General features: G+C 71.0%; 22 protein-coding genes and 2 tRNA genes. 6 read left to right on the forward strand and 18 right to left on the reverse strand.

What is annotated here, in order from left to right; genetic code table 11:
• Position 1 precedes the first annotated feature (1 nt).
• The 15 genes from WME90_RS42240 to WME90_RS42310 all read right to left on the reverse strand — a co-directional run bounded on the left by WME90_RS42240 (position 2) and on the right by WME90_RS42310 (position 13,682).
• Positions 2–400, reverse strand: coding sequence for a GPW/gp25 family protein (locus WME90_RS42240; RefSeq protein WP_437277757.1), 399 nt, complete (start codon positions 398–400; stop codon positions 2–4).
• A complete protein-coding gene (locus tag WME90_RS42245; protein ID WP_437277758.1) occupies positions 397–2,031 on the reverse strand; it encodes a hypothetical protein in 1,635 nt (544 codons plus the stop codon). The genes WME90_RS42240 and WME90_RS42245 overlap by 4 nt, the downstream gene beginning before the upstream one ends.
• Positions 2,025–2,723, reverse strand: a complete 699-nt coding sequence (locus tag WME90_RS42250) for a phage baseplate assembly protein V (protein ID WP_437277759.1) — start codon at positions 2,721–2,723, stop codon at positions 2,025–2,027. The genes WME90_RS42245 and WME90_RS42250 overlap by 7 nt, the downstream gene beginning before the upstream one ends.
• Positions 2,724–2,736: 13 nt before the next feature.
• On the reverse strand, positions 2,737–3,834 hold the full coding sequence (locus tag WME90_RS42255; protein WP_437277760.1) for a phage late control D family protein: 1,098 nt from the start codon (positions 3,832–3,834) through the stop codon (positions 2,737–2,739).
• Positions 3,835–3,841: 7 nt separating this feature from the next.
• Positions 3,842–4,018 carry a hypothetical protein gene (locus WME90_RS42260; RefSeq protein ID WP_437277761.1) on the reverse strand — a complete coding sequence of 59 codons (177 nt, stop codon included), beginning with the start codon at positions 4,016–4,018 and terminating at the stop codon, positions 3,842–3,844.
• A 3-nt stretch (positions 4,019–4,021) separates the two neighbouring features.
• Entirely contained in the window at positions 4,022–5,470 is a 1,449-nt protein-coding gene (locus tag WME90_RS42265; RefSeq protein WP_437277762.1) for a CIS tube protein, read from the reverse strand.
• On the reverse strand, positions 5,467–5,949 hold the full coding sequence (locus WME90_RS42270) for a phage tail protein (RefSeq protein ID WP_437277763.1): 483 nt from the start codon (positions 5,947–5,949) through the stop codon (positions 5,467–5,469). Before WME90_RS42270 ends, WME90_RS42265 begins: the two co-directional genes overlap by 4 nt.
• Positions 5,946–7,631, reverse strand: a complete 1,686-nt coding sequence (locus tag WME90_RS42275; RefSeq protein ID WP_437277764.1) for a hypothetical protein — start codon at positions 7,629–7,631, stop codon at positions 5,946–5,948. The genes WME90_RS42270 and WME90_RS42275 overlap by 4 nt, the downstream gene beginning before the upstream one ends.
• Positions 7,632–7,652: 21 nt before the next feature.
• Positions 7,653–8,117 (reverse strand): phage tail protein, encoded by a 465-nt coding sequence (locus WME90_RS42280; RefSeq protein WP_437277765.1) that lies wholly within the window; start codon positions 8,115–8,117, stop codon positions 7,653–7,655.
• Between the two features lie 18 nt (positions 8,118–8,135).
• Positions 8,136–10,577 carry a phage tail sheath family protein gene (locus tag WME90_RS42285; RefSeq protein ID WP_437277766.1) on the reverse strand — a complete coding sequence of 814 codons (2,442 nt, stop codon included), beginning with the start codon at positions 10,575–10,577 and terminating at the stop codon, positions 8,136–8,138.
• 44 nt (positions 10,578–10,621) lie between these two features.
• A complete protein-coding gene (locus tag WME90_RS42290; RefSeq protein ID WP_437277767.1) occupies positions 10,622–11,410 on the reverse strand; it encodes a hypothetical protein in 789 nt (262 codons plus the stop codon).
• Positions 11,411–11,435: 25 nt separating this feature from the next.
• Positions 11,436–11,981, reverse strand: coding sequence for a DUF4255 domain-containing protein (locus tag WME90_RS42295; RefSeq protein WP_437277768.1), 546 nt, complete (start codon positions 11,979–11,981; stop codon positions 11,436–11,438).
• A gap of 639 nt (positions 11,982–12,620) precedes the next feature.
• Positions 12,621–12,830, reverse strand: a complete 210-nt coding sequence (locus WME90_RS42300; RefSeq protein ID WP_437277769.1) for a hypothetical protein — start codon at positions 12,828–12,830, stop codon at positions 12,621–12,623.
• A 626-nt stretch (positions 12,831–13,456) separates the two neighbouring features.
• Positions 13,457–13,529 (reverse strand) — tRNA-Lys (locus WME90_RS42305).
• Positions 13,530–13,608: 79 nt separating this feature from the next.
• Positions 13,609–13,682, reverse strand: a tRNA-Arg gene (locus WME90_RS42310).
• 323 nt (positions 13,683–14,005) lie between these two features.
• Here WME90_RS42310 and WME90_RS42315 point away from each other — a divergent pair.
• Complete coding sequence (locus WME90_RS42315; RefSeq protein WP_437277770.1) at positions 14,006–15,166, forward strand: penicillin-insensitive murein endopeptidase; 1,161 nt, start codon at positions 14,006–14,008, stop codon at positions 15,164–15,166.
• Positions 15,167–15,179: 13 nt separating this feature from the next.
• On the opposite strand, the gene xth is transcribed toward WME90_RS42315, so the two are convergent.
• Both xth and WME90_RS42325 read right to left on the reverse strand, forming a co-directional pair.
• Entirely contained in the window at positions 15,180–15,989 is an 810-nt protein-coding gene (xth, locus tag WME90_RS42320; protein ID WP_437277771.1) for an exodeoxyribonuclease III, read from the reverse strand.
• Positions 15,990–16,068: 79 nt separating this feature from the next.
• Positions 16,069–16,953, reverse strand: coding sequence for an alpha/beta fold hydrolase (locus tag WME90_RS42325; protein ID WP_437277772.1), 885 nt, complete (start codon positions 16,951–16,953; stop codon positions 16,069–16,071).
• A 53-nt stretch (positions 16,954–17,006) separates the two neighbouring features.
• On the opposite strand from WME90_RS42325, the gene WME90_RS42330 reads away from it, so the two are divergent.
• On the forward strand, positions 17,007–17,639 hold the full coding sequence (locus tag WME90_RS42330) for a pentapeptide repeat-containing protein (protein WP_437277773.1): 633 nt from the start codon (positions 17,007–17,009) through the stop codon (positions 17,637–17,639).
• 60 nt (positions 17,640–17,699) lie between these two features.
• On the opposite strand, the gene WME90_RS42335 is transcribed toward WME90_RS42330, so the two are convergent.
• On the reverse strand, positions 17,700–18,362 hold the full coding sequence (locus WME90_RS42335) for a response regulator (protein ID WP_044970202.1): 663 nt from the start codon (positions 18,360–18,362) through the stop codon (positions 17,700–17,702).
• A gap of 345 nt (positions 18,363–18,707) precedes the next feature.
• Between WME90_RS42335 and WME90_RS42340 the strand changes: the two genes are divergently transcribed.
• The 4 genes from WME90_RS42340 to WME90_RS42355 all read left to right on the forward strand — a co-directional run bounded on the left by WME90_RS42340 (position 18,708) and on the right by WME90_RS42355 (position 25,759).
• On the forward strand, positions 18,708–19,112 hold the full coding sequence (locus tag WME90_RS42340; RefSeq protein ID WP_437277774.1) for a response regulator: 405 nt from the start codon (positions 18,708–18,710) through the stop codon (positions 19,110–19,112).
• A 107-nt stretch (positions 19,113–19,219) separates the two neighbouring features.
• On the forward strand, positions 19,220–22,267 hold the full coding sequence (locus tag WME90_RS42345; protein WP_437277775.1) for a glycoside hydrolase family 65 protein: 3,048 nt from the start codon (positions 19,220–19,222) through the stop codon (positions 22,265–22,267).
• Positions 22,261–23,271 (forward strand): universal stress protein, encoded by a 1,011-nt coding sequence (locus tag WME90_RS42350; protein WP_437277776.1) that lies wholly within the window; start codon positions 22,261–22,263, stop codon positions 23,269–23,271. The genes WME90_RS42345 and WME90_RS42350 overlap by 7 nt, the downstream gene beginning before the upstream one ends.
• A 124-nt stretch (positions 23,272–23,395) precedes the next feature.
• Positions 23,396–25,759, forward strand: coding sequence for an AAA family ATPase (locus WME90_RS42355; RefSeq protein ID WP_437277777.1), 2,364 nt, complete (start codon positions 23,396–23,398; stop codon positions 25,757–25,759).
• Positions 25,760–25,781 lie beyond the last annotated feature (22 nt).

Consider the following 25,781-nt stretch of genomic DNA (forward strand, 5'->3'; position numbering starts at 1 on the left):
GTCAGCCTCCGAGCTCCATCGTGAAACCTACCTTTTGCGGTACGCCGGTGCGGCGCAGGCGATAGGCGATGTCGACGCGCACGTGCGACGGGCGCCCCGCCACCTCGTCGACCTCGACCCGGTCGAGGAGCACGCGCGACTCCCAGCGCGCGATCGACGCGGCGACGAGCTCGCGGATCCGCCGGCGCGTGTCCGTGGTGTTCGGCTCGTGCAGGAACCGGTCGAGGCCGGCGCCGAAATCAGGGCGCATGAGCTGCTCGCCCGGGCGCGTGCGGAGGATGACCTCGATCATCTCGCGCACGCTCTCCTCGAGCGTGGGGTAACGCAGCCGCCCCTTCGCGTCGGGCAGCGGAAGCAAGGGCCAGCCAATCGGCCGCGGAGCCGGGAGGGGTCTGGTCATGAGTCCTCACGCCTCGAGACAGTGGGGAGGGGAAAGCAGATCCGGATGAACGGCAGCCACCAGAAGATGATGTTCAAGATGATGAGGAACATGAACATCACGATGAACGCGAGCACGAAGATGATGGATATGTTGAAGCTGCATATCCATTGCAGCCCGATATCCAGCCCCTCTTTCCCTTTTCCCTCGAGCAGGTCCTTGGGGCTGTTGCTGTTGAGGAAGTTGAAGAGCCGCCGCGGCATCTTGAACGCGACGTTGGGGAGGAGCGACTTGACGCTCTCACTCGAGACGTCCGGCAGCTCGATCTGGACCGGCGGGAGGGTGCCGTTCTCGTACCAGGGGACGATCTGGAACGCCGCGCTGCTGGAGCTCCACACGAGCTCTGGCGGGCAGCCGTCGTCCCGCTTCACGCGCACGAACGCCCGCAGCTCGTACCGCGCGGACTTGTCGTCGAAGCGCGCGACCCCGGGCTGGAGCGCGGAGAGCCGGCTGGCGACGGTCGCCTTGACCTTCGCGTAGATCTGGTCGGCGAGGTCGGCGGTGACCAGCGGCCAGCGGTACGGGAACCGGAAGACGGTCGCGCCGCCCGGGATCGGGGCGACGAGCGCGGTGCACGCGTCGAGCAGCACCTGATCGGCGGGACGCCCCGTCTTGTCCCTGTCCTCTTGCGCGTTCGCCGGCACCACGATCCTGGCAATGAGCCTTCGCAGCTCCACCGAATCGGGCGAGTTGCCCCACAGGTCCAGGCTGATGCGCAGGAACCGGAGGAAATCGAGGAACTGGTCGAGGCGGGTCCTGTCGCTCTCCAGCGCGATGGCGAGCGGCGCGATGTCGGCGGACTGCAGGGAGGCGCTCGCCCTCTCGGCGTCGTTGAAGTACCCGTATTGCGCCGCCGATCGGCCCGTGAAGAACCTCTCCGCGAGGCCGCCGAACGAGAGCCCCAGCCCGGCCTTGAGGTACCCCGGCAGCACGGCGTCCTTGAACGCGTCTCTCTCCCCGCTCTGCACGTCGAACGCGTCGGCGGCGATCGGCGGCGCGGGGGCCTCGGACATCTCCGTGCTGACCGTCGGAACCAGGCCGTAGAGCAGCGTCTTTCCGGCCTTCTCGCAGACCTGCGGCGGCGCCACGAACAGCTCGGTCACCTGCTCGGCGCCCTCCTCGAGCCGCGCCCTCAGGAGGGCCTTGCGGCCGATCTCCGGCGCGCCGCCCGTGATCACCCGCCGCCGGTCCGGATCGGGGTCGCGCTTCGGGTCGTCGAGCTTGGACCAGCCGCGCAGCTTCTTGCTGACGGACAGCCAGCCTTGCGGAAACCTGTCCGCGGAGAGGCCGTCCCTGGCGACGCGGCGGACCACGAGCCCGGCGCTGTCGATCTTGGCTGGATCCAGGCGGGGAAGCCCGGGCCGCTCACACGCCGCCTCGAGCAGCACGACGTGGAACGTGCGGTGTACCGGCTGGTAGAGGCGCACCGGGGCCTTGACCGCGCTGGGCCGGACGGCGCCGTAGGCGTCCTCGGTCTCGAGCGTCTCGAGCAGCACGCCGATCACGTTCTGATCGGTGAGCTGCAGGATGAGCGGCGGGCCCTCTCTCGCCGTCTCCCCGAGCCCGCGCAAGATGACGTCGTGGCCTACCATACGTTGCCCGCGCCCGGCGTGTAGACGCTCCCCACGACGGTCGTCGCCATGAGGGTCGAGCACTTCACGACGCCGGAGAAGTTGGTGAAGGCCGAGTTGACGTCCACGTATCCCGCCTTGACCTCCACCTGGGACGCCTGGATGGTGACCTTCGCGCTCGACTGGATGGTGATCCCCGAGGTCTCGATCTTGATGGTCCCCATGCTGGTCTTGAGCTCGATCTTCCCGCCGCTGTCCGCGGTGATGACCGCCGAGTTCATCTGGTTCGGCGTGGCGAGGTGGATCTGCTCCTGTCCCTGCGACTCCTCGACGATGGCCACCCGCGTGCCGTTCTTGCCGACGAAGGTCCAGCGATCGATCTCGTCGCCGCCGATCGTCTCGGGCGGGGCCTGGTTTCCGTTCCACAGCCCGCCGATGACGAGCGGCTGGCGCGGGTCGCCGTTCACGAACTGCACGGCCACCTCGTCGCCCTTGTTCGGTATGAAGAAGGCGCCGCGGTTCGCCCCGGCGAAGGGGACGGCCACGCGGGCCCACATGGGCGCGTCCTGCTCCCCGACCCCGTCGAAGCCGAGCAGCCGTATCTGGATACGGCCGAGGTTGTCGGGGTCGCCGGTGACGGCCACGACCTCCGCCAGGTAGACCCCGTACAGGACGCCGGGGCGTGGTGCGCCGGGCCGCGATTCGCCCATCATGCTCGCACCTCGCTCATGGATTCCCCAGATAGGCGCTCTCGGCCTGGAAGTCGGTCTCGTACTGACCGGTCGTCTTCTGAAAGCGGTGGCACGCGTGAACCACGTAATAGGTGTTGTTGAAGCGGCGGCTCATCCCCGTGAGCCGGACGAGCGTGCCGACGCGGATGAGCGGGTTGCCCTCCGCCGTCCCGCTCACACGGACGAAGCGGCGCGCGCGCTGATCGAAGGCGGCGTCGGCGAGCGCCCTTGCCTCGAGGTCGGTGAGCACCGCCGGGCTGCTCACGTGCTCGCTGCGGGCCCCGAACACGTCGGACAGGATCTGCGAGCCCAGCCGCCCGCCGCCGGGCCCCAGGTTCGCCCCCTGCGAGGAGCCGGCGACGCGCAGGCCCTGCTTGGGGTCCCAGCCCGAGGTGGTGACCTCCGTCACCTGATCGGCCAGATCCGCGCAGAAGCGCACGTGGAAGAGCTGGCTGTTCCACGCGAGCTCCACGGTGCCGCGCTGGACGTCCTTGCGGGGCGAGACGTGCAGCTCGTTGCCGACGACCTGCAGGTCTCCATCGTAGCGGGCGAGGAGCCTGCGCAGAAACGCGAGGTCGCTCTCGTTGAGCTGGACGTGTGTACCGACGTCCTCCGTGAACCCGGTGACACGGGGCGTGAGGGACATCTGCGAGGCGAGCTGGTTCGCCAGGTCGGAGAGCCGGAGGTGGTCGTGCACCTGAGTTCGCCGCGAGAGGCGCCCTTTCTGGAGCGGATCCTCTGCCAGCACCAGGAGCTCGGGCGGGCCGCTCTGCGGGAACTCGGCCTCGATGCAGCTGACCACGCCCCGGAAGATCTCCCGTGGCCGGTTCTCGTCGCCGGAGTAGAGGCTGATCTTGGTCCCGAGCTTGATATCGCGCTCGTCCTCGAGCGCCAGATCCTCGTCGCCGCCCCCCTGGGGTGTCGCCTGGTTGACGAGGCGCAGCTCCAGCGACGACAGGCCCATCTCCTGCTCCGTCACGCGGAACGCGTTGATGAGCGCGCTCACGCGAGCGTTGTCGCGGGTGCTCCCGTCCAGACGAACCGTCGGGCGGGCTCGGTACTGCGTCAGCGTGCTGAGCTGGGTCTCGGCCATGGGCGTCCTAATCCGCGATCAACCGTTCCTTGCGCCGCTTGAGGCGGTCCATCTGCTCAGCGATGTTCTCTGTGTTTGCGCCTGCCGGGGGCGCAGCGGCGTCGGCCGCGTTGTCCGCGCCAGCGGGTGTGTCCTCGGGGCTGCGCTGCACGACGCCCTCCACCTGATCGAACACGATGGGCATCGGTCAGTCCTCCTCGAAGGTGATTCGGCTGCTGAAGCTTCCGCTCTGGCCGACCTCTGCGCTGTAGCTGGCCGAGCCTTCGCCGATCACCCGGCCGCCCACCGCGTACTGGGTTTGCCTGGTGATCGAGTAGCTGGTGCTCTTGGTCCGGACCAGGAGACGGCTCGGGTCGATCGGCCTGCGCGGCTGCGCCGTGGGCGCGCGGAGAAGGGCGAACGCTCCCTGGGTCGCCGAGACGCCCGCGGACGCGAGGGAGCCGGCCATCGGGCCGCTGGAGAAGCTGCCTCCGGCATCGGCGCCGAAGGCAGCGCCGGCAGAGAAGCCGGCTCCTGCGCCCGCTGAGAAGCCTGCGCCTGCGCCCGCTGAGAAGCCTGCGCCTGCGCCCGCTGAGAAACCAGCTCCGGCACCCGCTGAGAAGCCGGTCCCTGCACCCGCTGAGAAACCAGCTCCGGCACCCGCTGAGAAGCCGGCCCCTGCGCCCGCTGAGAAGCCCGCTCCGGCACCCGCGGAGAAGCCCGCTCCCGCGCCCGCTGAGAAGTCCGCTCCTGCGCCCGCTGAGAAGCCCGCTCCTGCACCCGCGGAGAAGCCCGCTCCTGCGCCCGCGGAGAAGCCCGCTCCCGCGCCCGCGGAGAAGCCCGCTCCTGCACCCGCTGAGAAGCCCGCTCCTGCACCCGCGGAAAAACCCACTCCTGCACCGGCCGAGAAGCCCGCGCCGGCAGAGAACCCCGCCTGCGCCCCGGCGCTCGCGAACGCCACAGCCTCGAGCAACTCCGGCTCGTTCTCGGGCACGACCAGCGTGTCGGTATCCCCGGCCGGATTCCGGATGTCCTCGACGCCGTTCATCGCAGCGATGTCCCGCGTCCTGTTTGGGTCTCCCGCCTCCTGCGCTGTCTGCGTCAACGGCCCGGAGCCCGTCGGCGTCTCCACCGCCGCGCCGAGCTCCGCCTGTCCGCTGAAGGCGGCCGCCGTCCCCCCCTGGGCGAAGTGGAACACCGCCGGCGGCACCCGGTTCTCCTCCGACGGGCTGCTCATCGTCAGGCTGACCGTCGCCCGCAGGGGGATCCCGTCCTCGGAGAAGAAATCGATCGTCTCCCGGTAGGAGTCGAAGATGCCCCGGAACTTGAACGCCCCCCACACCACATCCACCTTGGGCGGGACCTTCGTGCTCTGGTCCGGCTCCATGAGGACGGCGACCTCCTGGGTCTTGAGGCGCACGTCCTGCCCCGTATCGGTGGTGTCGAAGATCAGCTCGATGTTCAGCTTGGCGCTGCTCTCGTCCACCCGCTGCGTCCGCTGCGACCCGCTGCCGCGCGCGGCGGTGTTCGTGATCGTGTACTGGAGCTGCGTCGGGTTGTACTGCGCGGTCACCGTGGGGGTGGCAGGCGGATTGCCGTTCGCGCCGAGCCGGTAGAGCTCGACCTTCTTGCTGGGTGCGGCGCCAGGGAGGCTCATGATCCTTCGACGAGCTCCAGGCCCTCGTGGGCCAGGTGCAGCTCCTCGATCGCGACGTTCGTCGTCGAGGCGTTCAGGTCTGGCGACTTGAACTTGATGGGCAGCGCCCGGTGAAGCCTGAGCGTGTAGAGGACCTGATCCCCCTTGGGGTTGCGCACCGCGATGGATGCCGTGAGCCGCCGCGCGTAGTTGCCGCCGGCCACGAGCGCGAACCACGTGTACATGTCTTGCTGCGTGGTGAGGCCGCGCTTGAGCACCACGGTCCCGAACGTCACAGGCCCAGCCCGCTGAACCGATCCATAGTTCCTTCCGCCTTCCTTGATGACCTTCGGCTCCATCGTCGCCTCGAGCCCCGTCACCTCCGAGAAGGCAGCAGAGCAGAGCATCCGATCGCCGCCGGTCTCGCGCCCCTGCTGGAGGTTGAACTCCTTGAACGTCACCTCGAAGTTGAACAGCAGAAAGGGGTCGGGGGCGCTCATGCGGCCGTCACCTGTGCTGTCGTGACACCTGAGGACATCGCCAAAACGACGCGGATCCGCTCGATCACCGCCGTCGCCTGGAACGTGATCTCCACGACGAGCCGGCCCTCGTCGAGGTCGCGCTCGCTCATGGTGCTCCGGTCGCAGCGGACCTGGAACGCCTTGGCCGGCGTCGAGCCGGAGAGCGCTCCCTCCTGCCACAGCGCGACGAGCAGGGACTCGACCGACGTGCGGATCGAGGCCCAGAGCCGGGGACTCGATGCATCGAAGAGCACGTCCTCGCCGAGCACACGGACCGCCCGCACGATGGCCGTCACGAGCCGGTTGACGTTCGCCTGACGGTAAGCCTCATCGAGCGAGGTCGTCACGTCCGAGAGCACCTCGACCCCCCGCGGCGTGGGGCCCAGGAGCGAGACCCGCTGCACGAGCGTCGTGCCCACCTCCGGCAGCGCCAGGTCCTCCCTGCGCAAGCCGGGCTCGACGTCGAAGACCTCGGCGATGGGCAGCCGCGCGGCGCTGCGATATGCCCCGCGCGTGAGGGCATTGCGCGAAAGGACGCCGGTCAGCACGGCGTCGGGGCTCTCCAGCTCGGCCGGCAGCCCGCGCGAGCCGAGCGTCTTCACCCACGGCCACGCGAGCTGCACGAAGGCGCTCGACAGCGCGTCGGGCGTGGAATCCTCCTCGTCGTTGAGCTGTGCTCCCAGCCAGCCGCTCGACGTCAGCCAGCGGAGCAGGTCCACCCGCGCCGCCGGCACCGACGGGTGGGGCAGCGGGATCGCGGCGACGAGCTGGATCTCGCGCAGCTCCCGCTGGAGCATCGTCCCGATGCACCGGATCACGGCGGCCCAGCTCGCATAACCCGCCTCGTCGGCGCGCGGCGGCTCGAACCCGCGAAGGAATTGATCCGCGGGGATCGGAGGCTGCTCCGAGCAGGCGGTGAACACCTCCTCGCTCGGGGGGGCCGAGGGCGCCGCGCTCGGCCAGGGCCGCTCCGCCGCCACGGCGTCGGCGAGGTCGGGGAGGCAGACGAACGACACCTCCGGCAGGCCATACAGGTGGCCAACCCCCTTCCAGGTGGCCCGATCCCGCCGATCCGGCGGGAGCTTCGCCCCGCCCGCTGTCGAGAACCCGAGGAGCTTGTCGAGCCCCGCGCGCCTCACCGCGGGCGCGGCGTCATAGCGCCACGGATCGCCGACGCGGACCACGTAGCAGCGGCGCCCGCCCTGCGCGAAGAAGGAGCGCACCGCCGCGCCCAGGTACGACGGACCCACGACGGTCTCGCCGCCGCCCGAGACGGTGAACGGGCGTCTTTCCCACGCGAACAGCCGATCGAATGCCTCCCAGCTGTCGATCGGGACCGGGACATCGAGGAGCAGATCCAGGTCGGCGTCGGAGAGCGTCCAGGGGAGCGGCGACGGCGGCGCGAGATCGGGTGAGGCGAGTTGCGCTGACGACGAGGCCCGGTCGTAAATCCGCTCGTTCGACCGGGCCCATCCGTGCTCCTGCAGCCAGTGGTAAAGAGGGTAGGCGGCGGCCTGGGCGCTCCTGGGAGGCAAGATGGACGGCAGCGGGCCGGACGCCCCCGTCCGCCGCGCGACGAAGCCGACGAAGCACGCCACGTCCGCGCGGTTCGGCGCCGGCGGAGCCAACGGTGCTTGCAGCTCGATGACCAGTCCTCTCATCCTGGGCGCCCTCGGAGATCGCTAGGCGGTTCCCGGCACGCCGTAGACGAGGCCCTCGCAGGAGAGGACCAGCTCCTCGGTGGCCACGTCGCCCCCTCCCTTGCCGGCGAGGGTCGGCCCGGTCCACTTGAGCGGGAGGACGTGCAGCAGAGTCCACGTCTGCACGTCGTTCCTCCCTGTCTCGTCGCGCATCTTGATGGTGACCGTCCTCTTGGCGGCTGGGCCGTCGACGCGCGCCGACTCCATCCATTGCCAGATGCTCGCGGAGTCGATGAGCCCGCGCTTGAGCGTCACGTCGCCCACCTTGTGCACGCCCTGGATCTTGCGCACATGGTTGTTGGGGTCGTTGCCGTTGCGGTACTCGGCGACGGTCAGCTCCGTCATCAGCCCCGAGACATCCGAGAACCCGCCGATCGGATCGTCCTCGAGCGCCGGGTTGAAGCTGACCGTGAAGTTGAAGTTGGGATAGGGTACTTCACGCGGCATTGGGCGTCTCCTTGTCGATTAGCTACGGGCGTCTGCCGTCTTCTGGCCGATGCGGAAGACCACGAACTCGGCGGGTTTGACCACCGCCACGCCGACGAGGCAAATCAGGCGGCCGTTGTCCAGATCGTTCTGGTCCATGGTGCTGCGATCGCAGCGCACGAAGAAGGCCTCCCTCGGGCTCCCGCCGAGCAGCGCGCCGGAGCGCCACTCGTTCACGAGGAAGCTCGAGACGGTCTCACGGATGTTCGCCCACAGGCGCTCTCCGTTGGGCTCGAACACCGCCCACTGCGTCCCGACGTCGAGGGTGCGCTCGATGTAGTTGAAATAGCGGCGCACGTTGACGTACTTCCACTCGGGGTCCGAGCTGGCCGTACGGGCGCCCCACACGCGGTTTCCCCTCCCGGGGAAGAAGCGCAGGCAGTTCACGCCCGCCGGGTTCAGGACCTCCTGCTGCGCGAAGTTCACGTCGACCTCGTAGCGGAGCGCCCCGCGCACGACCTCGTTGGCCGGCGCCTTGAACACGCCGCGGGTCACGTCGGTGCGCGCGTAGATACCGCACACGAAGCCCGACGGCGGAAGGGCGATCTCCCGTGGGATGCTCTCGTCGCCCACGCGCGCGAGCGGGTTGGAGACCACGACCCACGGGTAGTAGAGGGCGGCGTAGGTCGAGTCGATGCGCGCCTTCTCCGCCTGCGCGCCGCTGATGACGAGCCCTGGCGCGGTGTCGAGCACCGCGATCCGGTAGGCGCGCCGGCGCTCGCAATGGGTGATGAGCGCGCCCTGGATTCCCTGGTGGTCGGGGAAGCGCGACTCGCCCGGAGCCGCGACGATCGATATCCCCTCCACCACCGCCAGCTGGCGGAGCCCTGCCTCGTAGCTCGCCTGGCCGGGCGGTCCGCCGTCGGTGCCGCCGATCAGGCTCACCGTCCGGACCGGGACCGCGCGCTGGCCGATGGGCGGCAGACCGGCGTTGTTGAGCAGCGCCTGCCGGAGCTGGGCGACGGTGGCTCCCCCGTCGCGGAACGCGAACACGTTCTCCAGCTGGTCGGAGCGCCGGCTGGGGTTGTCCGCCAGCACCCTGCCGATGTAACGCGGGTGCTCGGGCGCGAGCCCGAGGTCATCATAGGTCTTCGAGATGCCGTCGGCGTCGGTGGCGATCACGCCGAGCGTGACGAACTCCGTCCCATCCGCGTTCGGCGCCGCGTTGTCGTCGAGGCCGAGCGCGAGCGGCCCGCCGGCGCCGGACTCGGGGAGCCAGCCTGTGTCGTCCTTGTAATAGAACGTCACCGCGCCGCCGGTGGTGCCGGTATCTGCGGCGTCGGCCGCGAAGCCGAGGAGCGCATTGAGGATGGGCGCGCCGCCGGTAGGCGACAGGAGCGAGAGGCCCGCGCCGGCTGTGGCGGTGGTGAGCACCAGGTTGCCGAGGGCGTCGGTGCTGGGCGTCACCTCGCCCCCCTGGAATCCGGCGAGGCGGGCCACCAGGTCCTGCAGGGTCACGCGCCGGACATTGGGCAGGTCGCCCGAGCCGGCGGCGCTCACCTCGGCGGTGAAGCCCAGCCCCGCGGCCGCGCCGGTGAACGGCACCAGCGCCCGCGAGGCGCTCCCCTGGACGTCGCTGCCGATCACGAGCCGATCGCCCTCGAGCCGAGCGTACCCGCCGACGATCGACCGGTTGATCAGGGCGACCACCTCGTCGCGCGTCTGTCCATCGGCGGCGGGCAGGACGACCGTCTGCTCGGCGCCATCGATCCGCACGGTGAGGGTGCGGTCGGCTTCGGTCGCGGCGGCCAGGTCGAGCGGCGCAGGGATGGCGTTCTGCGCCTGCGCCTCCGCCGGGCTCCCGGCGAGCGTCAGCTCGGCGCCGGTGCCCGGCGTGTTGTTCGCGCCAGCGCTGGTCAGGCGGATCATGAGGCGCCCGTCGCGCGGGAGGGACCAGGGGCCCACGCGGTTGCCGACGAGCTGCGCGCCGCGCGCCCTGGCCGCGCTCTTCGCGCCGACGCGCACGACGGTGCCCTGGGGGGCCCGGTCCATGCTGCGCTTTGTCGCGTCGGTGAAGTGCGGGATGAGCGTGATCGTCCCGTTCCCCGCCTGCCCGGGCGAGCGGGCCACGAACGAGATGCTCGCGGCCAGGTTCCCTGAAGCCGCGGTGCCGGCCGCGGCATCGACGACGCGCGCCACATACAGGCGCGATCCGCCGTTATCGAAGTAGGCGCGGACCGCGTGCGCGAGGTAGTTCGTGCCGTACTGCAGATCATCGAACCCGCCGTAGATCCGCTGGAAGTCTCCGAAGCTCGTGAGGAGCTCGGGGATCTCGGGCATCGCGTTGGGATCGCTCGGCGCGACGGGCCCGCGTCGTGTCGGCCCGACGAAGCCCGTCGTGCTCGTGCTCACGCCTTCGAGCGACTTCGCCCGGAAGCTGGTTTCCTCGACGTATACGCCTGGTGCTAGATATTCGGGCACGAGCGAGCCTCCTTACCAGAGAGCCTGTGGGGGCGGGTTTCACCTCATCGGGTGATCACCACGGACACGGCGAGTTCCCTCCCCGAAGCCAACCGCACGTTCACACTTGTCTTGGACAGCGCATTGGGATCCGGCGGCTCGAGCAGCCGCCGCGAATCGATGAGATCGGGATCCGGGGGCGAGCCGGCGTTCGCGTCGTAGTAGGCCTCGAGGACCGCCTCGATCTCCGTCGACAGGACCGGCCGCGTGTCATCCGCCTCCCAGTTGGTGACGGGCACGCCGGCGACCGGGATGAGCGCCTCGCCCCGGTCGTCGGCCATGCCGCGGGCGAGCGGAGGATTCGTGGCGGTCGGCTGCGAGGCCCGGCGCAGCCGCAGGTAGGCGCCGGGCAGGGCGGCGCCGCTGCTGTCCCGCACGCTCGCGCGAACGACGGCCCATCCCGGGTCGATCGGGGCGATGGGGGAAGGATAGAGCGGGATCACCATGGCCCGGAAGAGCGAGTTGTCGTCGGCGGCGTGCGCCGGATCCGGGTCACGCGGGAGCCGAAACGAGCTCGATCGGTCGAGGTACCGGCGGGCTGGATCGCTCACGGCAACGGCAAAAGGGAGGGAGTCGAACGGCGGCGAGTCGAGCGGCGGCGAGGGAGGCGCGTGAAACCGCTCGACGTGCGCGTCGAGGCCCGACGCCCAGGTGACGGCGTAAGCGCCCGTGCGGTTGCGGACGAACCGCGCGAGCGGCGCGGTGACACGCAGCGGCGCCTTGATACCGACCCCGGTGGTGGCATCGACGAACCGGAGGGCCCCGAGGACGCGGACGTCGATCACGTCGGGCATGTCAGCCTCCCCGCCCCCCGCCCGCTCATGGATTCCGCTCTTTCTCGGTGGCCCGGAGCCTGCGTGCCACCACGGCCGGCGGTTCGGCCACCACCTCCGGCTCGATCCGGACGACGCGGGCGATGTAGGAGATGCTCAGCCGGTACCCCGGATCCAGGGCATCCCATAACCGCATGAGATCTTCGTTGGACAGCTCCGCCGGAATCAGCTGCACCAGGTCGCCCCCCTCCCAGCCTCCCTCGGACGTGAGATCCGACTGGCTGAGGGTCTGGTGCATGTGGAGCTCGCGCACGACCCACCCGAGGATCGTGTGCTCGGCGAGCGCGCTGTCGGCCCAGATGGTGACGAGATAATGAAGATCGACCGACAGCGGCAGCACCGTCTGCTGCAACGCATTGACATGATGCGAGTTTCGCAAATGCGGGTTCACCGTCACGCGATAGAGGTAGAGCGTGACAGCGGTCCCGAAGTCGGCGCCCGCGGCGTTGATCTCACCGGACGAGATGAGGCGAAAATCGCACGGGTGCTCTTGCCTCAGCTCCTCGGGATAGGCATTTCGCAGGTATTTCACCAGCGAGAAGCCTACCGAGTGAATCGCCCGTAGATTGGCCATGCCGCTCCGGTATGCCGCTCCCAATCACTGGAGAGAGCCCCTGCTCCTGCCGGGAAGCTCTCGAGTTTTCAGATGGACGAGCGCCGTTTCCGCGTCGATTCGGCCAATGCCGAGCCCGCGCCCCCTGTGAGCCCACCGGCGGGCATGCACCGCGCAGACGCTAGGCGTCGCTATGCAGCACGTGCCGGCTGATCCGCTCGCAGGTCGGAACAATCCGCCGTCGTGAGGGAAATCGACTCCAGGCCCGAATGAACCCCCTTCGTGGAACCCCCGCTACGAAAGCCCCCAGGTCCGCCCGAAACGTTTCACGCCGAATTGTGCCCGTCAAGAAAATAAAATCTTTTGGATGGCAAGGAAAGCTCATCGCCTGCAATGCGGAACGAGGTCTTTTCGGCTGCCGGGAAAATTCGGTTCCTCCGGCAGCGGTCGACATGTTTCAAGCGGAAGAGCGCTCCGTCATCTGCATGTCATGTGCCTGTCGCTGCCTCGGTGGTTTCGGCAACAACGGCGCGACGAGGCTGGAGAGGCGCTCATGATAGTTTCCGGTCGGTCAGAACGGTATCCGCTCCCGGCGGAGACGATGCCGGAGAACTGCCATCACCCGAACAGGCTCACCCGATGGTGGGTGTGGTGTCGCCAATGGCACATCGTCGCGGCCGACCGTGGCGCTGGCATAGGAAGCTCGATGCAACTGCGATGTCCTATGATCGCCAGAGCGACAAGCAGGTCGATCTCGAAGCCGTCCTTGCTGGCGATGTTCCTGTCACCGTCGCGCCGCTTCGCGCAGCTCTTGAGGCCATAACGCATCTCGCGCCTGCTCGATCGAGACACGGCGGTCAGGCACAACGCCTTGCCGGATGCAAACGGTCCCGTCCTCGGCGACGTCCAGGTCGTGGTCTCGAACCTGCGTGAGCGCATCCAGAGAGGTGGGCAGTGGCTGCTCGACAGGGTCGTCCAGCGGATGATCGACCCATTGCTGCAGCGACGAGACCCGCTGCTCCAGGATCTGAATCGCCGCTGCCTCCTGTTTCTGGCCGCTCCGTTCGAGGTCGAGCCTGACCCGATGCTGGGGACCAGAGACAGCGGGATGCCCGCCTTGCGGCAGAGCTCCTCCGGCGGGCGTGACCGCACCCCACTCGAACGGACATGGAGGGCCCCCAGCAGCGCGCTGCGCGCGGCGCTTGGCTGGACGACGACCCGCAGAGCTCGTACGAGAGCACGAAGCCCAAGGCGCACGACGCAGGCGTATCGCAGAGCTCGCCGGAGCGACGTCGATCGGACGCGCCGCTCAAAACGCCGAAAGCCCGACACACCCCCCTGGGTCGTCGGGCTCTTGAGCCTCTGTGCCTTGCGGCTTCTTCGATTGTCCCAGCCGTCGTCCCGGCTGTCCCAGCCAGCCTCTCGGGCTGGCTGGGTTCCTCAATCATCTCGGGTGGGCCATGAAGGACTTGAACCTTCAGCCAATGGATTAAGAGTCCACTGCTCTACCAATTGAGCTAATGGCCCGAATGAATTGTCAAACCTACTGAACCTGGAACAGCTCCCGGAATCTCGCCGGATCGCTTGAGTCGCCCGTTGAGCCCGGCACGCCCGGCCTGATTCGAACAGGCGACTTTCGGATTCGAAGTCCGACGCTCTATCCAGCTGAGCTACGGGCGCTCCTGCGCGCCCCTCGGCGGGGCTCGCGGAACGCTTCTAACCGCACCGGCGGCGTTGTGTCAAGACATTGAAGCGAGATGGTGCGCAATTCTCAGGCCGCCGTCTCCGCCCAGCCCGGACGGACGCGGGCGCCGGGTGCGTCCCAGGGCTCGCCCCCCGCGGCGCACCGTCCGCCCTCGCGGCGCACCGTCCACCAGCACCAACCGTGGCCGCCGGAACGCGCTCGGTGGGCCCGCCTGGACCGAACCGGCTGGGCCTGACCCGAGGCGGCTGTGAAAGAAGTTCTCTGTCCGCGGCGCCGCAAGGTAGGGTCCTGCCCCGCCATGCCGCTGCTCCGCCCGCTCTCTCGGCGCTGCCTCGCGTCCCGGGGTCCCGTCGCTGCCCTCCTGCTCGCCCTCTCGCTCGCCGCGCCGGCCCAGGGTGCCCCTCCGGCCCAGGGCGCCCCCGCGGGCGCGCATGCGGCTGCGGCCGAACAGCAGCCGGGCAAGGGCCCGCAGAACAAGCGCCACGCCGCGCGGCGGAGCTCGGCCGATGGCAAAGGTGAAGCGCGGGCCGCGCGCAGCGCCCGATCCAAGGAGAAGTCCCAGGAGCGCGCGGGCAAGAAGCGCGCGGCGGTGCGGGACGACGCCTCCCGCGCGGAGCGCGGCGGCACCGCCGACGCCGACGAGCGGACGCCGCTGTCGAAGGGCGCTCCCAACCGCGGACGGCTCACCGGCGCGGTGCGGCTCCGATCGTCGAGGCACCTCAAGACGCGCGAGGGCGCGAGGACATGGGGGCTGCCCGTGCTCGTGAAGGCCCTGCGGCGAGCCGCCTTCCAGGTGGCCAAGAAGCACGGCGACTCCGCGCTGCTCGTCGGCGACCTCTCGGCCAAGACGGGCGGCGCGCTCGACGGGCACAACTCCCACCAGACGGGGCGCGACGCCGACGTCGGGTTCTACGTCGTCAACTCGAAGGGCAAGACCCTCCGCATGGACCGGTTCGTCGCGTTCGACGATCGAGGCGACGCCATCGGCCTCCCCGGCGCGCGGTTCGACGACGCGCGCAACTGGGCGCTCGTCCAGGCGCTGCTCGAGGACCGGCAGGCGGGCGTCAAGTACCTCTTCGTGACCGACGCGCTGAAGGCGCGGCTGCTCGCCCACGCCGCGAAGAAGCGCGTCTCGGCGGAGCTCCGGACCCGGGCCGCGGCCGCGATGATGAGCCCCAGGGACGCCGATCTGCACAACGATCACTTCCACATCCGCGTGATGTGCCCCCCGTCGATGCGCGCCGCCTGCATCGAGGAGTCGCTGGCCCGCCCCGCGTGCGCCGCCGATGAGCCGAACAAGGCTGTCGACTCCGCGGCGACGGATGCGGACATCTACGGCGTGCCTTCCGCGGCGGCGCCGACGGCGGCCGACGCAGCGCGCGCATCAGCCGCGCCGGCGGCCGCAAACGCGCCGCCAAGCGCGGCCGCGGGCGGTCGCCAGACCGACGCGGCCCGCTGACGTCCGCCCGCGCTCAGGTCCCCGGCACGGCCCCGGGCGGCGCCGCGCCGTCCGCGAGCTCCACCACGACCGGCGCGTGATCGGACGGGCGCTGGAGCTCCCGCGGGCGCGTGTCGATCGACACATCGGTGCAGCGCGCGGCGAGCGGGCGCGTCACAAGCGCGAGATCGATGCGGAGGCCCTTGTTGCGCCGGAACGCGCCCATCCGGTAATCCCACCAGCTGTACGCCTCCTTGCCGGGGTGGCAGGCGCGGAACGCGTCCACGAGGCCCCAGTCCAGCAGGCGGCCCAGCGCGGCGCGCTCGTCCGGATGGAAGAGCACCTGCCCCTCCCATTTCTTCGGCTCCGCGACGTCGATCGCCTCGGGCGCGACGTTGAAATCGCCGCAGATCAGGAGCTGCTGATCCGGGCGGTAGCGCGCCTCGAGCTCGCTCCGCAGCCGCTCAAGCCACGCGAGCTTGTACGCGAAGGCCGGCGTGCCCACCGCCTGCCCGTTGGGCACGTACACGTTGATGACCCGGACCCCCTCGATCGTCGCCGCCAGCATCCGCCGGGCGACGTCCTGCTCGTCGCCGTCGAGGCCCTTCTTCACGTCGTCGACCGAGAGTCCGAAGCGCGCGGCGATCGCGACCCCGTTGTAGGACTTCTGGCCGAAGATGACCGAGCGATAGCCCACCTCGGAGAGCGCGGCCTCGGGGAAGCTGCCGTCCTCGACCTTCGTCTCCTGCATGCAGATGACGTCGGGCGCGGCCCGGACCAGCCAGCTCGTGAGCTGCTCTAGCCGCGTGCGGATGGAGTTCACGTTCCAGGACGCGATGCGCATAGGTCCTCCGGGCGATAGTGGATGAAGCGCCGGGCGGAAAGCCCGGTCAGGGGGCACGCGCGGGGTTCACGACCTCCGGTCACAGGGCCGCCCGGATGACGTCGAAGAGGCCATCGGGGTCGTCGACCTGGAGCCAGTGGCCGGCGCGCGGGAGGACGTGGACCGAGACCCAGGGCGCGCGCGCCGGGAGCGCCTCGAAGCGATCGCGCGACGCCGGCGAGATCGACGCGGACCTGCCGCCGAGCACGACATGGATGCGCCGCTGCTCCACGCCCGGACCGGCCTGCGCCGGCGGGTCCTCCAGGACGTGCCACAGATCGCGGGCGAAATAGTCGGTGAGCAGCTCGTTCAGGATGTCGAGGTCGAGCCGGATGCGAAAGCCGTCGCCCTCGCGGCGGACGTTCATCGCCAGCCACTCCGCGATGGCGCGGCTGAACCCGGCGGCCTGCACGGCGTCGAGGAACGCCTCGCGCGACGGGATCGGCTGCGGGATCGCGCGGAGCACCTCGAGCACGCCAGGGCTCTCCGATCCGCTCTCGCCGGCGGGCTTCGCGCTCGGATCGGCGTCGAGGAGGAACGCGCGCTCGATCCCGGCGGGCCGGCGCTCGAGGTAGGCGAGCGCCACCTTGCCGCCGAACGAGTGGCCCATCACGCCGTGGATATCGAGGCCGAGGCGGTCGCCCAGGCGGAGCAGATCCTCCGCGGCCGCCGCGATGGTGTGGGGCGCAGGCGGGCTCTGCGACATGCCGTGGGCCCGCAGGTCGACAAGGATGAAGCCCCACGGCCGGGCGGAAAGGCCAGGCGCGCCGCTCTCGGCCTGCGCCTCGGCGAGGCGGCGGATGAAGGTGCGCCAGTTGGCGCCCGAGCCAAAGATGCCGTGCAGGACGAGCATCCAGCGGGCAGGCGCCGCGGAGGGCGCGGAGACGAGGGCGTGGTGGGGCACGAAGCCGGCGTGTGCGTTCATGGCTCTCCGGACCGCGCGAGCGCGCGACCTGCGCCTAGCGCTAGCATGGACCCATGGCCAAGAAGCCCCCGATCGCGCCGGCGAGCGCGGACGCCGCAGAGGACGAAGGCACCCAGCCTGCGAAGCCCGAGCGGTTTCACGGCTCGACGCTCGCCGGGGCCGCGTTCGACGACGTCGACCTGCACGGCGCCCGCTTCCACGACGTCGCGCTCGCGGAGGCCGAGCTCGACGACGTCGACCTTCGCGGCGCGCGCCTGCGCAACGTCTCGCTCGCGGAGGCCGTGCTCGATGACGTCTCGCTCGCCGGCGCGCGCCTGCACAACGTCTCGCTCGCCGAGGCCGTGCTGGATGACGTCTCGCTCGCCGGCGCGCGCCTGCGCAACGCGACCCTCGCCGGCGCATCGCTCGATGACGTCTCGCTCGCCGGCGCGCGCATCGACGACGCCGACGCCGCGGCGAGCCGCTGGTCCGACGCGAGCCTGCGCCGCGCTCGCTTCGAGGCGTCGGATCTCCGCGAGGTCGAGATCGTCGGCTGCGCGATCGATGGGCTCACCATCGACGGCGTGCGGATCGATCGCCTGCTCGAGGAGGCGAAGGGCCGAGCGAGCGTGAGCCAGGCGTCGGGGGCGACCGCGAAGGAAGCGCTGACGACGACGAAGAAGCCGAAGAAGGAGCGGAAGCCGTAGCACCCCGCCCCGCGGGGCGAGGCGGCGATGTCCCGCGCGCGAGCGCGGTCGGTTACGCCTTTACGCCTCGATGAGCCCGGTGCGGACCGCGATGCGGGTCAGCTCGACCGCGCTCTTGCACCCGAGCTTCGCGTAGATGCGCACGCGGTGGGTCTCCACCGTCTTCGGGCTGATCGTGAGCCGGGCGGCCGTCTCGCGCGTCGACACCCCAGCCGCGAGCAGCCGCAGGACCTGGCGCTCGCGCGGCGTCAGCGCGTCCAGACCACCGGAGCCCTCGCTCGCCGGCTTGCGCATCGCGCGCACGACAGCCCCGGCGATGCTCGACGAGAGCGGCGCTCCGCCGGTGGCGATCCGGCGGATGCCCTCGATGACCTCCTCTAGCTTCGAGGTCTTCACGAGATACCCCTGCGCCCCCGCGCGGAGCGCCTCGGCGACGCGGAACTCGTCGTCGTACCCGCTCAGCACGAGGAGCTTCGCCTGAGGCAGCTGCGCTCTCAGCGCCCCGAGGAGCTCGATGCCGTCCCGGTCGGGGATGTTGAGATCGACGAGCACCACGTCCGGCTTGCAGCTCGCCGTCTCGCGCAAGGCGTCGGCCGCCGTCCCAGCCTGGCCCACGACGACCATGTCGGGCTCGTCCGAGAGCGCTCGAGCGAAGCCTTCGCGAACGACGGGGTGATCGTCGATCAGATAGATGTGCAGCTTGCTAGCAGGGGTTTCCGCCATGATGACCACAGGGGGATTGGAGTGTCCTTCGGACCACAATTCGATACCCACGAGCAGTTCAAGTCAAGCTGCTGGGGTCGTCCTGGGAGGAACCTTACAGGGGTATCAGGTGCTCAACGATCTGCAAGCAGCGGCGCGGCGGCAAGCCCAATTGGTGAGGAAAACTCCGTCCTGAGCGAGTTTCTGAGCTCGGAGGAGATCCGCGCGACGCGGAAGGCACAACGGAGGACGTGACCGAAGGTGCAACGATGCGCCCAGAGCGGCCTGCCCATGCGGTCACGGCGACCGTCTGGTATCCTTCGCGCGCCGCATGCGCCGGAATCGCCAGCGATCCAGGGAAATTCGATGAGCTCGCCGGTCTCCGCTCCCGGCCCGGCCGCCGCGTCGCCGCGCGCTCCCGCGGAGATCTTCGTCGTCGACGACGACCCTGCGCTGGTCGAGTCGCTGATGGACCTGCTCTCCGACGAGGGCTACCGCGTTCAGGGCTTCACGCGACCGCTGGAGGCGCTCGATCGCCTCACCCGCGGCGCGCGGCCGCGGGCGATCCTGCTCGACTACGTGATGCCCGAGATGACCGGCGAGGAGTTCCTCACCGCGCTCGCCGCCGCGGGCGTCGAGGTGCCCGTCCTCCTGCTCTCCGGCGTGAACGATCCCAGCATCCGCGGCGCCGTGGCCGGTGTGCTGGCGAAGCCCTTCGACGTCGACCGGCTCCTCGTCGTGCTCGCTCGCCTGACCGGCGCCGTCGCCTGACCGGCGCCGTGCAACGCTAGCGCACCGCCGCCGCGGCCCTCCGATCCCGGCCCGCACAGGCGCGGCGGCACGTTCCTCGCGTCCCCCGGCCGCAGGAGGAGCCGAGGATGTCTTCGCTCGTAGACAGCGCCACCGGGCCTGCCGTCCTCGCGCGCGGCGGATCGAGCGGCCCCGCCATCGCGAACCCGCCGGCGGCCGCGATCAAGCTGCCGGCCGAGCTGCACCACCGCTTCCGCTTCATCGCGATCGACGCGAGCCTCCTCGCGGAGGCGGAAGGCGGCGCCGCGGCGCTGCTCGACGCGCTGCTCGCGATGGGCGTGCGCGTGGCGATCTTCGCCGGCGAGGCCATGCCCCACCTCGCGCGGCGGCTCGCTCGCGGCGTGCGCGCCGAGAACCGCCGGCGGCTCTTCCTCGGCGCGCTCGACGGCGCGGAGCTCCACGGCCACGATCGCCACGGCGCCGCGGTCGCGCTCGTCGCCCGCGCGGAGCCGGACGGGCGCTCGGCGATCGCCGCGCTGATCGCGCAGGTGATCGCGCCGCTCCGCATCGAGCCGCACGATCGGCTCGCGATCTCGCCGGAATCGAGGGAGCCGCGGGAACCGCGAGAGTCGACCGGCGGCGCGCTGGCGAGCGGGGCGCGCGGGCTCCACGGTGCGCCGGAGCTCGCGGGCGCCGTCCACGCGGCGGCCGGCGCCCAGCGGCTCTCCGAGATCCTCGCGCTCCAGCGGGAGCTCGACCGCGAGCTCGGCCTGCTCACGGCGCCGCGAGACGCCGCGTGGGTCATCGAGGAGCCAGGGTTCGACGTCGTGCGCGAGCACGAGATCGAGTCGCTGCTCGCGATCGCCAACGGCTACCTCGGCTCGCGGGCGTCGCTCCCGGAGGGGTCGAGCGTGTCGCGGCCGGCGACGTTCATCGCGGGCGCGTTCGAGCCCTCGGCCGACGTGAGCCGCGTCCCGGAGCTCGTCATCGCCCCCGACTGGGGCCGGCTGAGCGTCTCCATCGAGGGCGAGTCGTTCTCCGCCGAGACGAGCGGCGTGCTGCACCACCGCCGCGCCCTCGACATGCGGCGCGGCGTGCTGCTGCGCGAGTGCCTGCGGCGCGGCGAGGGAGGCCACCTCACGCACCTGCACACGCTCCACGCGGCGTCGCTCGCGGACCGCCACGTCCTCATGGAGGCGCTCACCATCGCTCCCCTCAACTTCACCGGGACGATCCGCGTCGACGCGATCCTGAGCGGCGACGTGAAGAGCGCGAGCGGCGCGGCGCACTGGGCCGGCTTCGCGGCGGACGCGAGCGCGAAGAGCCTGCTCCTCGTCGGGCAAACCCACGGCGGGCTCGTGACCGCGATGACCTCGCACCTGCGGGATCTCCCGGAGCAGGCCGCGGTGGGCTCGCCCCTGCCGGAGGCCCTCGAGGGCGCGCGCTGCGAGCGCACCACGGGCGCGCAATCCATCGCGGAGCGCTGCGACGTCGGCGTCCGCGTCGCCGAGCGGCGCCGCCTCTTCCGGACGACGACGCTGCACACGTCGCGCGACACGCCCACGCCGCGCGAGACGGGAGAGGCGCTCCAGGACGAGCTGTCGGGCCGCACCATGGCCGACCTGCTCGGCGATCACACGCGGGCGTGGGCGGAGCGCTGGCGCCACGCCGACGTCGAGATCGACGGCGCTCCCAGGATCGAACGGGCGCTCCGGTTCGCCCTGTACCACCTCATCGGCGCGGCGAACCCGGATGACCCGCGCTGCTCGATCGGCGCGCGCGCGCTCAGCGGGGAGGCGTACCGCGGCCACGTCTTCTGGGATACCGAGACCTTCCTCGTCCCGTTCTACACCCACTGCTACCCCGAGGCCGCGCGCGCGCTCCTCCTCTACAGGCACCGCACCCTCGCCGGCGCGCACCGCAAGGCCAGGGCGCTCGGTTACGAGGGCGCGCTCTACGCGTGGGAGTCTGCGGACACGGGCGACGAGACGACGCCTGCGCTGCTCGTCACGCCGTTCGGCGAGGTGGTCCGGGTGCTCTCCGGCGAGCAGGAGCACCACATCAGCGCCGACATCGCCTACGCGGTGAACGCCTACACCCGCGCGACCGGAGATCTCGACTTCCAGCGGGGCGAGGGGGCCGAGATCCTTATCGCGACGGCGCGCTTCTGGGCGAGCCGCGCCGAGCTCGGGCCGGATGGCCGCGCCCACATCCGGCGGGTGATCGGGCCGGACGAGTACCACGAGACCGTGGACGACAACGCGTTCACGAACTGGATGGCGCGGTACAACCTCCGCGTCGCCGCCGCGATCGTCCGGCGCAACGTCGCGCGAGCGGACGTGCTCGCGCGGCTCGACGTCCGGCCCGACGAGCCCGACCACTGGTGCGACGTCGCGGGCCGCCTCGTCCTCGGGATCGACCCGCAGACCGGCCTGATCGAGCAGTTTGCCGGCTACTTCGGCCTCGCGCCGTTCTCCATCGCCGACTACGCCGTGCGCAGCGCGCCTGTCGACGTCTTGCTCGGGCGCGAGCGGACGCAGGCCTGCCAGGTGGTGAAGCAAGCGGACGTCGTGCAGCTCATCGCGCTGCTCTGGAGCGCGGTGCCCCCGAGCGCCCGCCGCGACAACTTCCTCTATTACGAGCCGCGCACCGCCCACGGCAGCTCGCTGAGCCCGAGCGCCCACGCGCTCGTCGCCGCCCGGCTCGATCTCCACGCCTACGCCGAGCGCTACTTCGAGCAGACCGCCGACATCGACCTCGGCAACACGATGGGCAACGCCGCGGGGGGCGTGCACATCGCCGCCATGGGCGGCCTCTGGCAAGCCGTCGCGTTCGGCGTGGCCGGCATCACGCGCGTACCGCGGAGCGCGCTCTCGGAGGCGCTCCCCCACGCGCCGCCGTGCCCCGACGAGGACGAGGCGATCGGGATCGAGCCGCACCTGCTGCCGGGCTGGCGGCACCTCAAGATCCCGATCACCTGGCGAGGCCGCGCGCTCGAGATCCACGTGGAGGACGGCGGCGTCGAGGTCGCGCTGGAGGGGAGCGCGCCGCTGCCGATCTGCCTGCTCGACGCGGGCGAGCCCGCCTGCGCCGTGCTGGCCGAGCCGGGTCGCCGCTACGCGACGCGGCGGACCGGCGGACGGATCCGCCCGTGGGAGGAGGTCACGACATGCTGAGCGCCGTACGCGACGGGTCCCCCGTCGGGCTCGGGGCGCCGCTCGGGGCGGCGCCAGCGGCCGAGTCGCCCCCAGGGGCATACGAGGAGGCCGACGAGCACCCGCCGCAGAGCGGCTTGCAGCGCAGGAACGTGGTCGTCGCGCTCCACGGTCGCCGCGCCCACCTCGGCGCCGTCGCGCTCGGGCGGCTCGTCGCGCGCGGGCTCGACGCCCCGCTGCACGGGCTGTGCCTCTGCGCGGAGCCGATCGACGCGAGCGAGGTGCCGGCCCACTTCGGGATCGCCCCGGAGGCGCTTCAGGGCATGGTGCTGGACATCGAGGCGAGCGACGATCCGGCCGGCGCGCTCGCGTCGTCCATGGCGACCTACGGGACCACGCTCGTGATCGTGGCCTCGCACGCGGACGAGCCCATGGACGAGCGCCTCGGCGTCGGCTACCTCGCGGCGCGCGCGCTGGAGTCCGCCGCGCGCGGCGTCCTCGTCATCCGCGAGGAGCCCTCCGTCATCCACGAGGAGCCCTCCCCGCCGCGGCTGCGGCGCATCCTGCTCCCGCTCGACGGGACCCCCAGCACGGCCAGCTCGATCACGCCCGTCGGAGAGGTCGCCCGCAAGCTCGGCGCCGAGCTCGACATCGTGATGGTCGGCTGCGCCTCGCCGCGGGAGGCCGCGGACGAGGGGCCGCCCGTCTCGACGCCCGCGCCCTCCGAGCCGGGCGCGATGGTGGCTCCCCTGTACGTCGATCAGCCTCAGCACGAGTGGCCCGCGTTCACCGAGGAGTTCCTGGCCCGGTTCCTGAGCGCGATCGGCCACTGCCCCCACGGCGTCTCCACGCGGTTCTTCCTCGGCAAGGGCGAGCCGGCGGCGGAGATCCTGCGCCTCTCCTGGCAGCTGGCGAGCGACCTCGTAGTGCTGGTCTGGCACGGGCAGCTCGACGATGAGCACGGCGGCATCATCCGCGACGTGCTCGCTCGGGCGCCGTGCCCCGTGCTGGTCCTGCGGCGGTAGGGCGCCCGGCGCGGCGCGCCCCCGCGACGGCGAAGCGCTCCCTTTCGGCCTTCGATCGGGCCCGGGCGCATCGCCGGGCGGGCTCCGCGCCAACGAACGGCGAAAGGCGCTATGGTGCGCCGCCATGGTCTCCCGGAAGCTGCCCCCCAGCGAGTGCCGCAAGATCGTAGAGCCGCAGAGCTTCCGCTTCTCCACGACGGACGAGGTCGCGCCGCTCTCGGCGGGCATCGGCTCGCAGGAGCGCGCCCTCGCCGCCCTCGCCTTCGGCCTCGACATCCGCCAGCCCCGCTTCCACGTCGTCGTCGTCGGCGCGCCCGGCACCGGCCGCACGTTCTGCGCCCGCGCCGTCGCGAAGCGCATCGCGGCGAGCCGCCCCACGCCCGACGACATCCTCCTCTTGCCGAACCCGCACCGCCCGAGCGAGCCGACGGTCCTGTCGCTGCCGCCGGGCGAGGGGCGCCCCTTCGTCGAGGCGATGGAGGAGCTCCACGAGAAGCTCGTCGACGCCCTGCGCGGCGCGACCGAGGGCGAGCGCTTCAAGCAGGCGCGCGGCAAGATCCAGCGCCGGGTGAACGCCGAGGAGCGGCGGCTCGAAGAGCAGCTCAAGTCCGCCGCGCGGGAGCTCGGCCTCGACCTCGTGCGCGGCGAGGACGAGGTGCAGATCACCTCGCTCGAGGACGCCGCCAACGCGCCGGACAGCGAGGCCCTGCTCGCCATCGCCGGCTCCATCGAGGAGTTTGAGATGCGGCTCGCCACGGTGCAGGACGAGGCCGACGTCGAGCTGCGCGGCGTCGTGAAGCAGCTGCTCAGCGACGGGGTGAAGGCCTGCTTCCAGCCGGTGCTCGCGCGCTTCGAGGGGCGCAACGACATCAGCGCCTTCCTCGCGGACGTCGAGACGGTCGTGTCGAAGGAGTTCCGCCTGCTCGTCGACGAGGCGCGCGGCGAGGAGGGCGGCGCCACCCTCCCGCGCGGCGTGGTCGTCCCGACGCTCCTCACGGAGCACACGCCCGACTCCGGCGCGCCGGTCGTCGATGTCCCCTACCCCACGCTGACCGCCCTCTTCGGCCGCACGCACGCGCCGCCCGACTCCGGCTTCCCGCCGGAGCCCGGCTTCGCCGTCGCGGGCGCCCTCCACGAGGCGGCGGGCGGCTTCCTCATCCTGCCCGCGGGCGCGCTCCTCAAGAACGAGGCGCTCTACGAGCAGCTCAAGGCCTGCCTGCTCGCGGGCAAGTTCATCGTGCCCGAGCACAACCCGTCGTACTTCCGCGGCACCGCGGAGGAGCTGCTCTTCCCGCCGATCCCCATCGACGTGAAGGTCGTCCTCGTCACGAACCCGCAGCTCTACCAGGACCTGCACGACGCCGATCCGGAGTTCTCGCAGCTCTTCAAGGTGCAGGCGCGCTTCGAGACGACGATCTCGCTCGATCAGGCGCTCCTCACCTACCCCGCGTTCCTCGCCGGCTTCGCGCACGATCGCGGCCTCCCGCCGATCACGGCCGACGGCGTGACCGCGCTCCTCTTCCACGGCGGCCGCCTCGCGGAGAGCCAGACCAAGGTGAGCGCCCAGGTCGGGCTCATCGCCGAGGTCGCGACCGAGGCCGGCTACCGGGCCCAGCGCCGCGGCCGCAAGGTCGTCGACGGCCCCGAGGTCAACGAGGCGCTCGAGGCGGCGCGGCGCCGCGGCAGCCATTTCCGCGACCATGTGCACGAGCTGCTCTCGGACGGGACCATCCGCATCGACGTGACCGGCCGGCACGTCGGGCAGGTCAACGCGATCTCGGTCCTCTCCGACGGCCCGCAGACGTTCGGACGCCCCTGCCGCGTGACGGCGGTCGTCTACCCGGGCCGCGAGGGCCCGGTGAACATCGCGCGCGAGGTCGAGATGTCCGGCCCGCTCCACAGCAAGGGCGTGCTCGTCCTCACGGGCTTCCTCGCGGCCCGGTTCGCCCAGCACCGCCCGCTGTCGTTCGGCGCCTCGCTCGTCTTCGAGCAGACCTACGAGCCCATCGAGGGCGACAGCGCCTCGTCGAGCGAGCTGTACGCGCTCCTGTCAGCGCTCTCCGGCGTCCCGATCCGGCAGGAGCTCGCCGCGACGGGCAGCATCGATCAGCAAGGGAGCATCCAGCCCGTGGGCGGCATCAACGAGAAGATCGAGGCCTTCTTCGATCTGTGCGCCGCCAAGGGCCTGACGGGCGAGCAGGGCGTGCTGATCCCCAGCGCGAACCGCGACGCGCTCATGCTGCGGGGCGACGTCGTGACGGCGATCGAGGCCGGCCGCTTCCACGTGTTCGAGGTGAGCTCCGTCGAGGAGGGCATCGAGATCATCACCGGCGTCCCGGCGGGCGTCGTCGACGCGGAGGGAAGGTACCCGGAGGGGACGGTCTTCCACGCGGCGGACCAGCGGCTCGAGCGCTTCCACCAGGCGATCGCCGACACGCTGCGAGGCGGGACGAGCGCGGATCCCCGGGGCATGCTCAAGGTTCGCTGAGGGCGCCCGATGGCCGCGAAGC

The organism is Sorangium sp. So ce375 (assembly GCF_051473855.1).
In the GTDB taxonomy this organism is placed as follows: Bacteria; Myxococcota_A; Polyangia; order Polyangiales; family Polyangiaceae; genus Sorangium.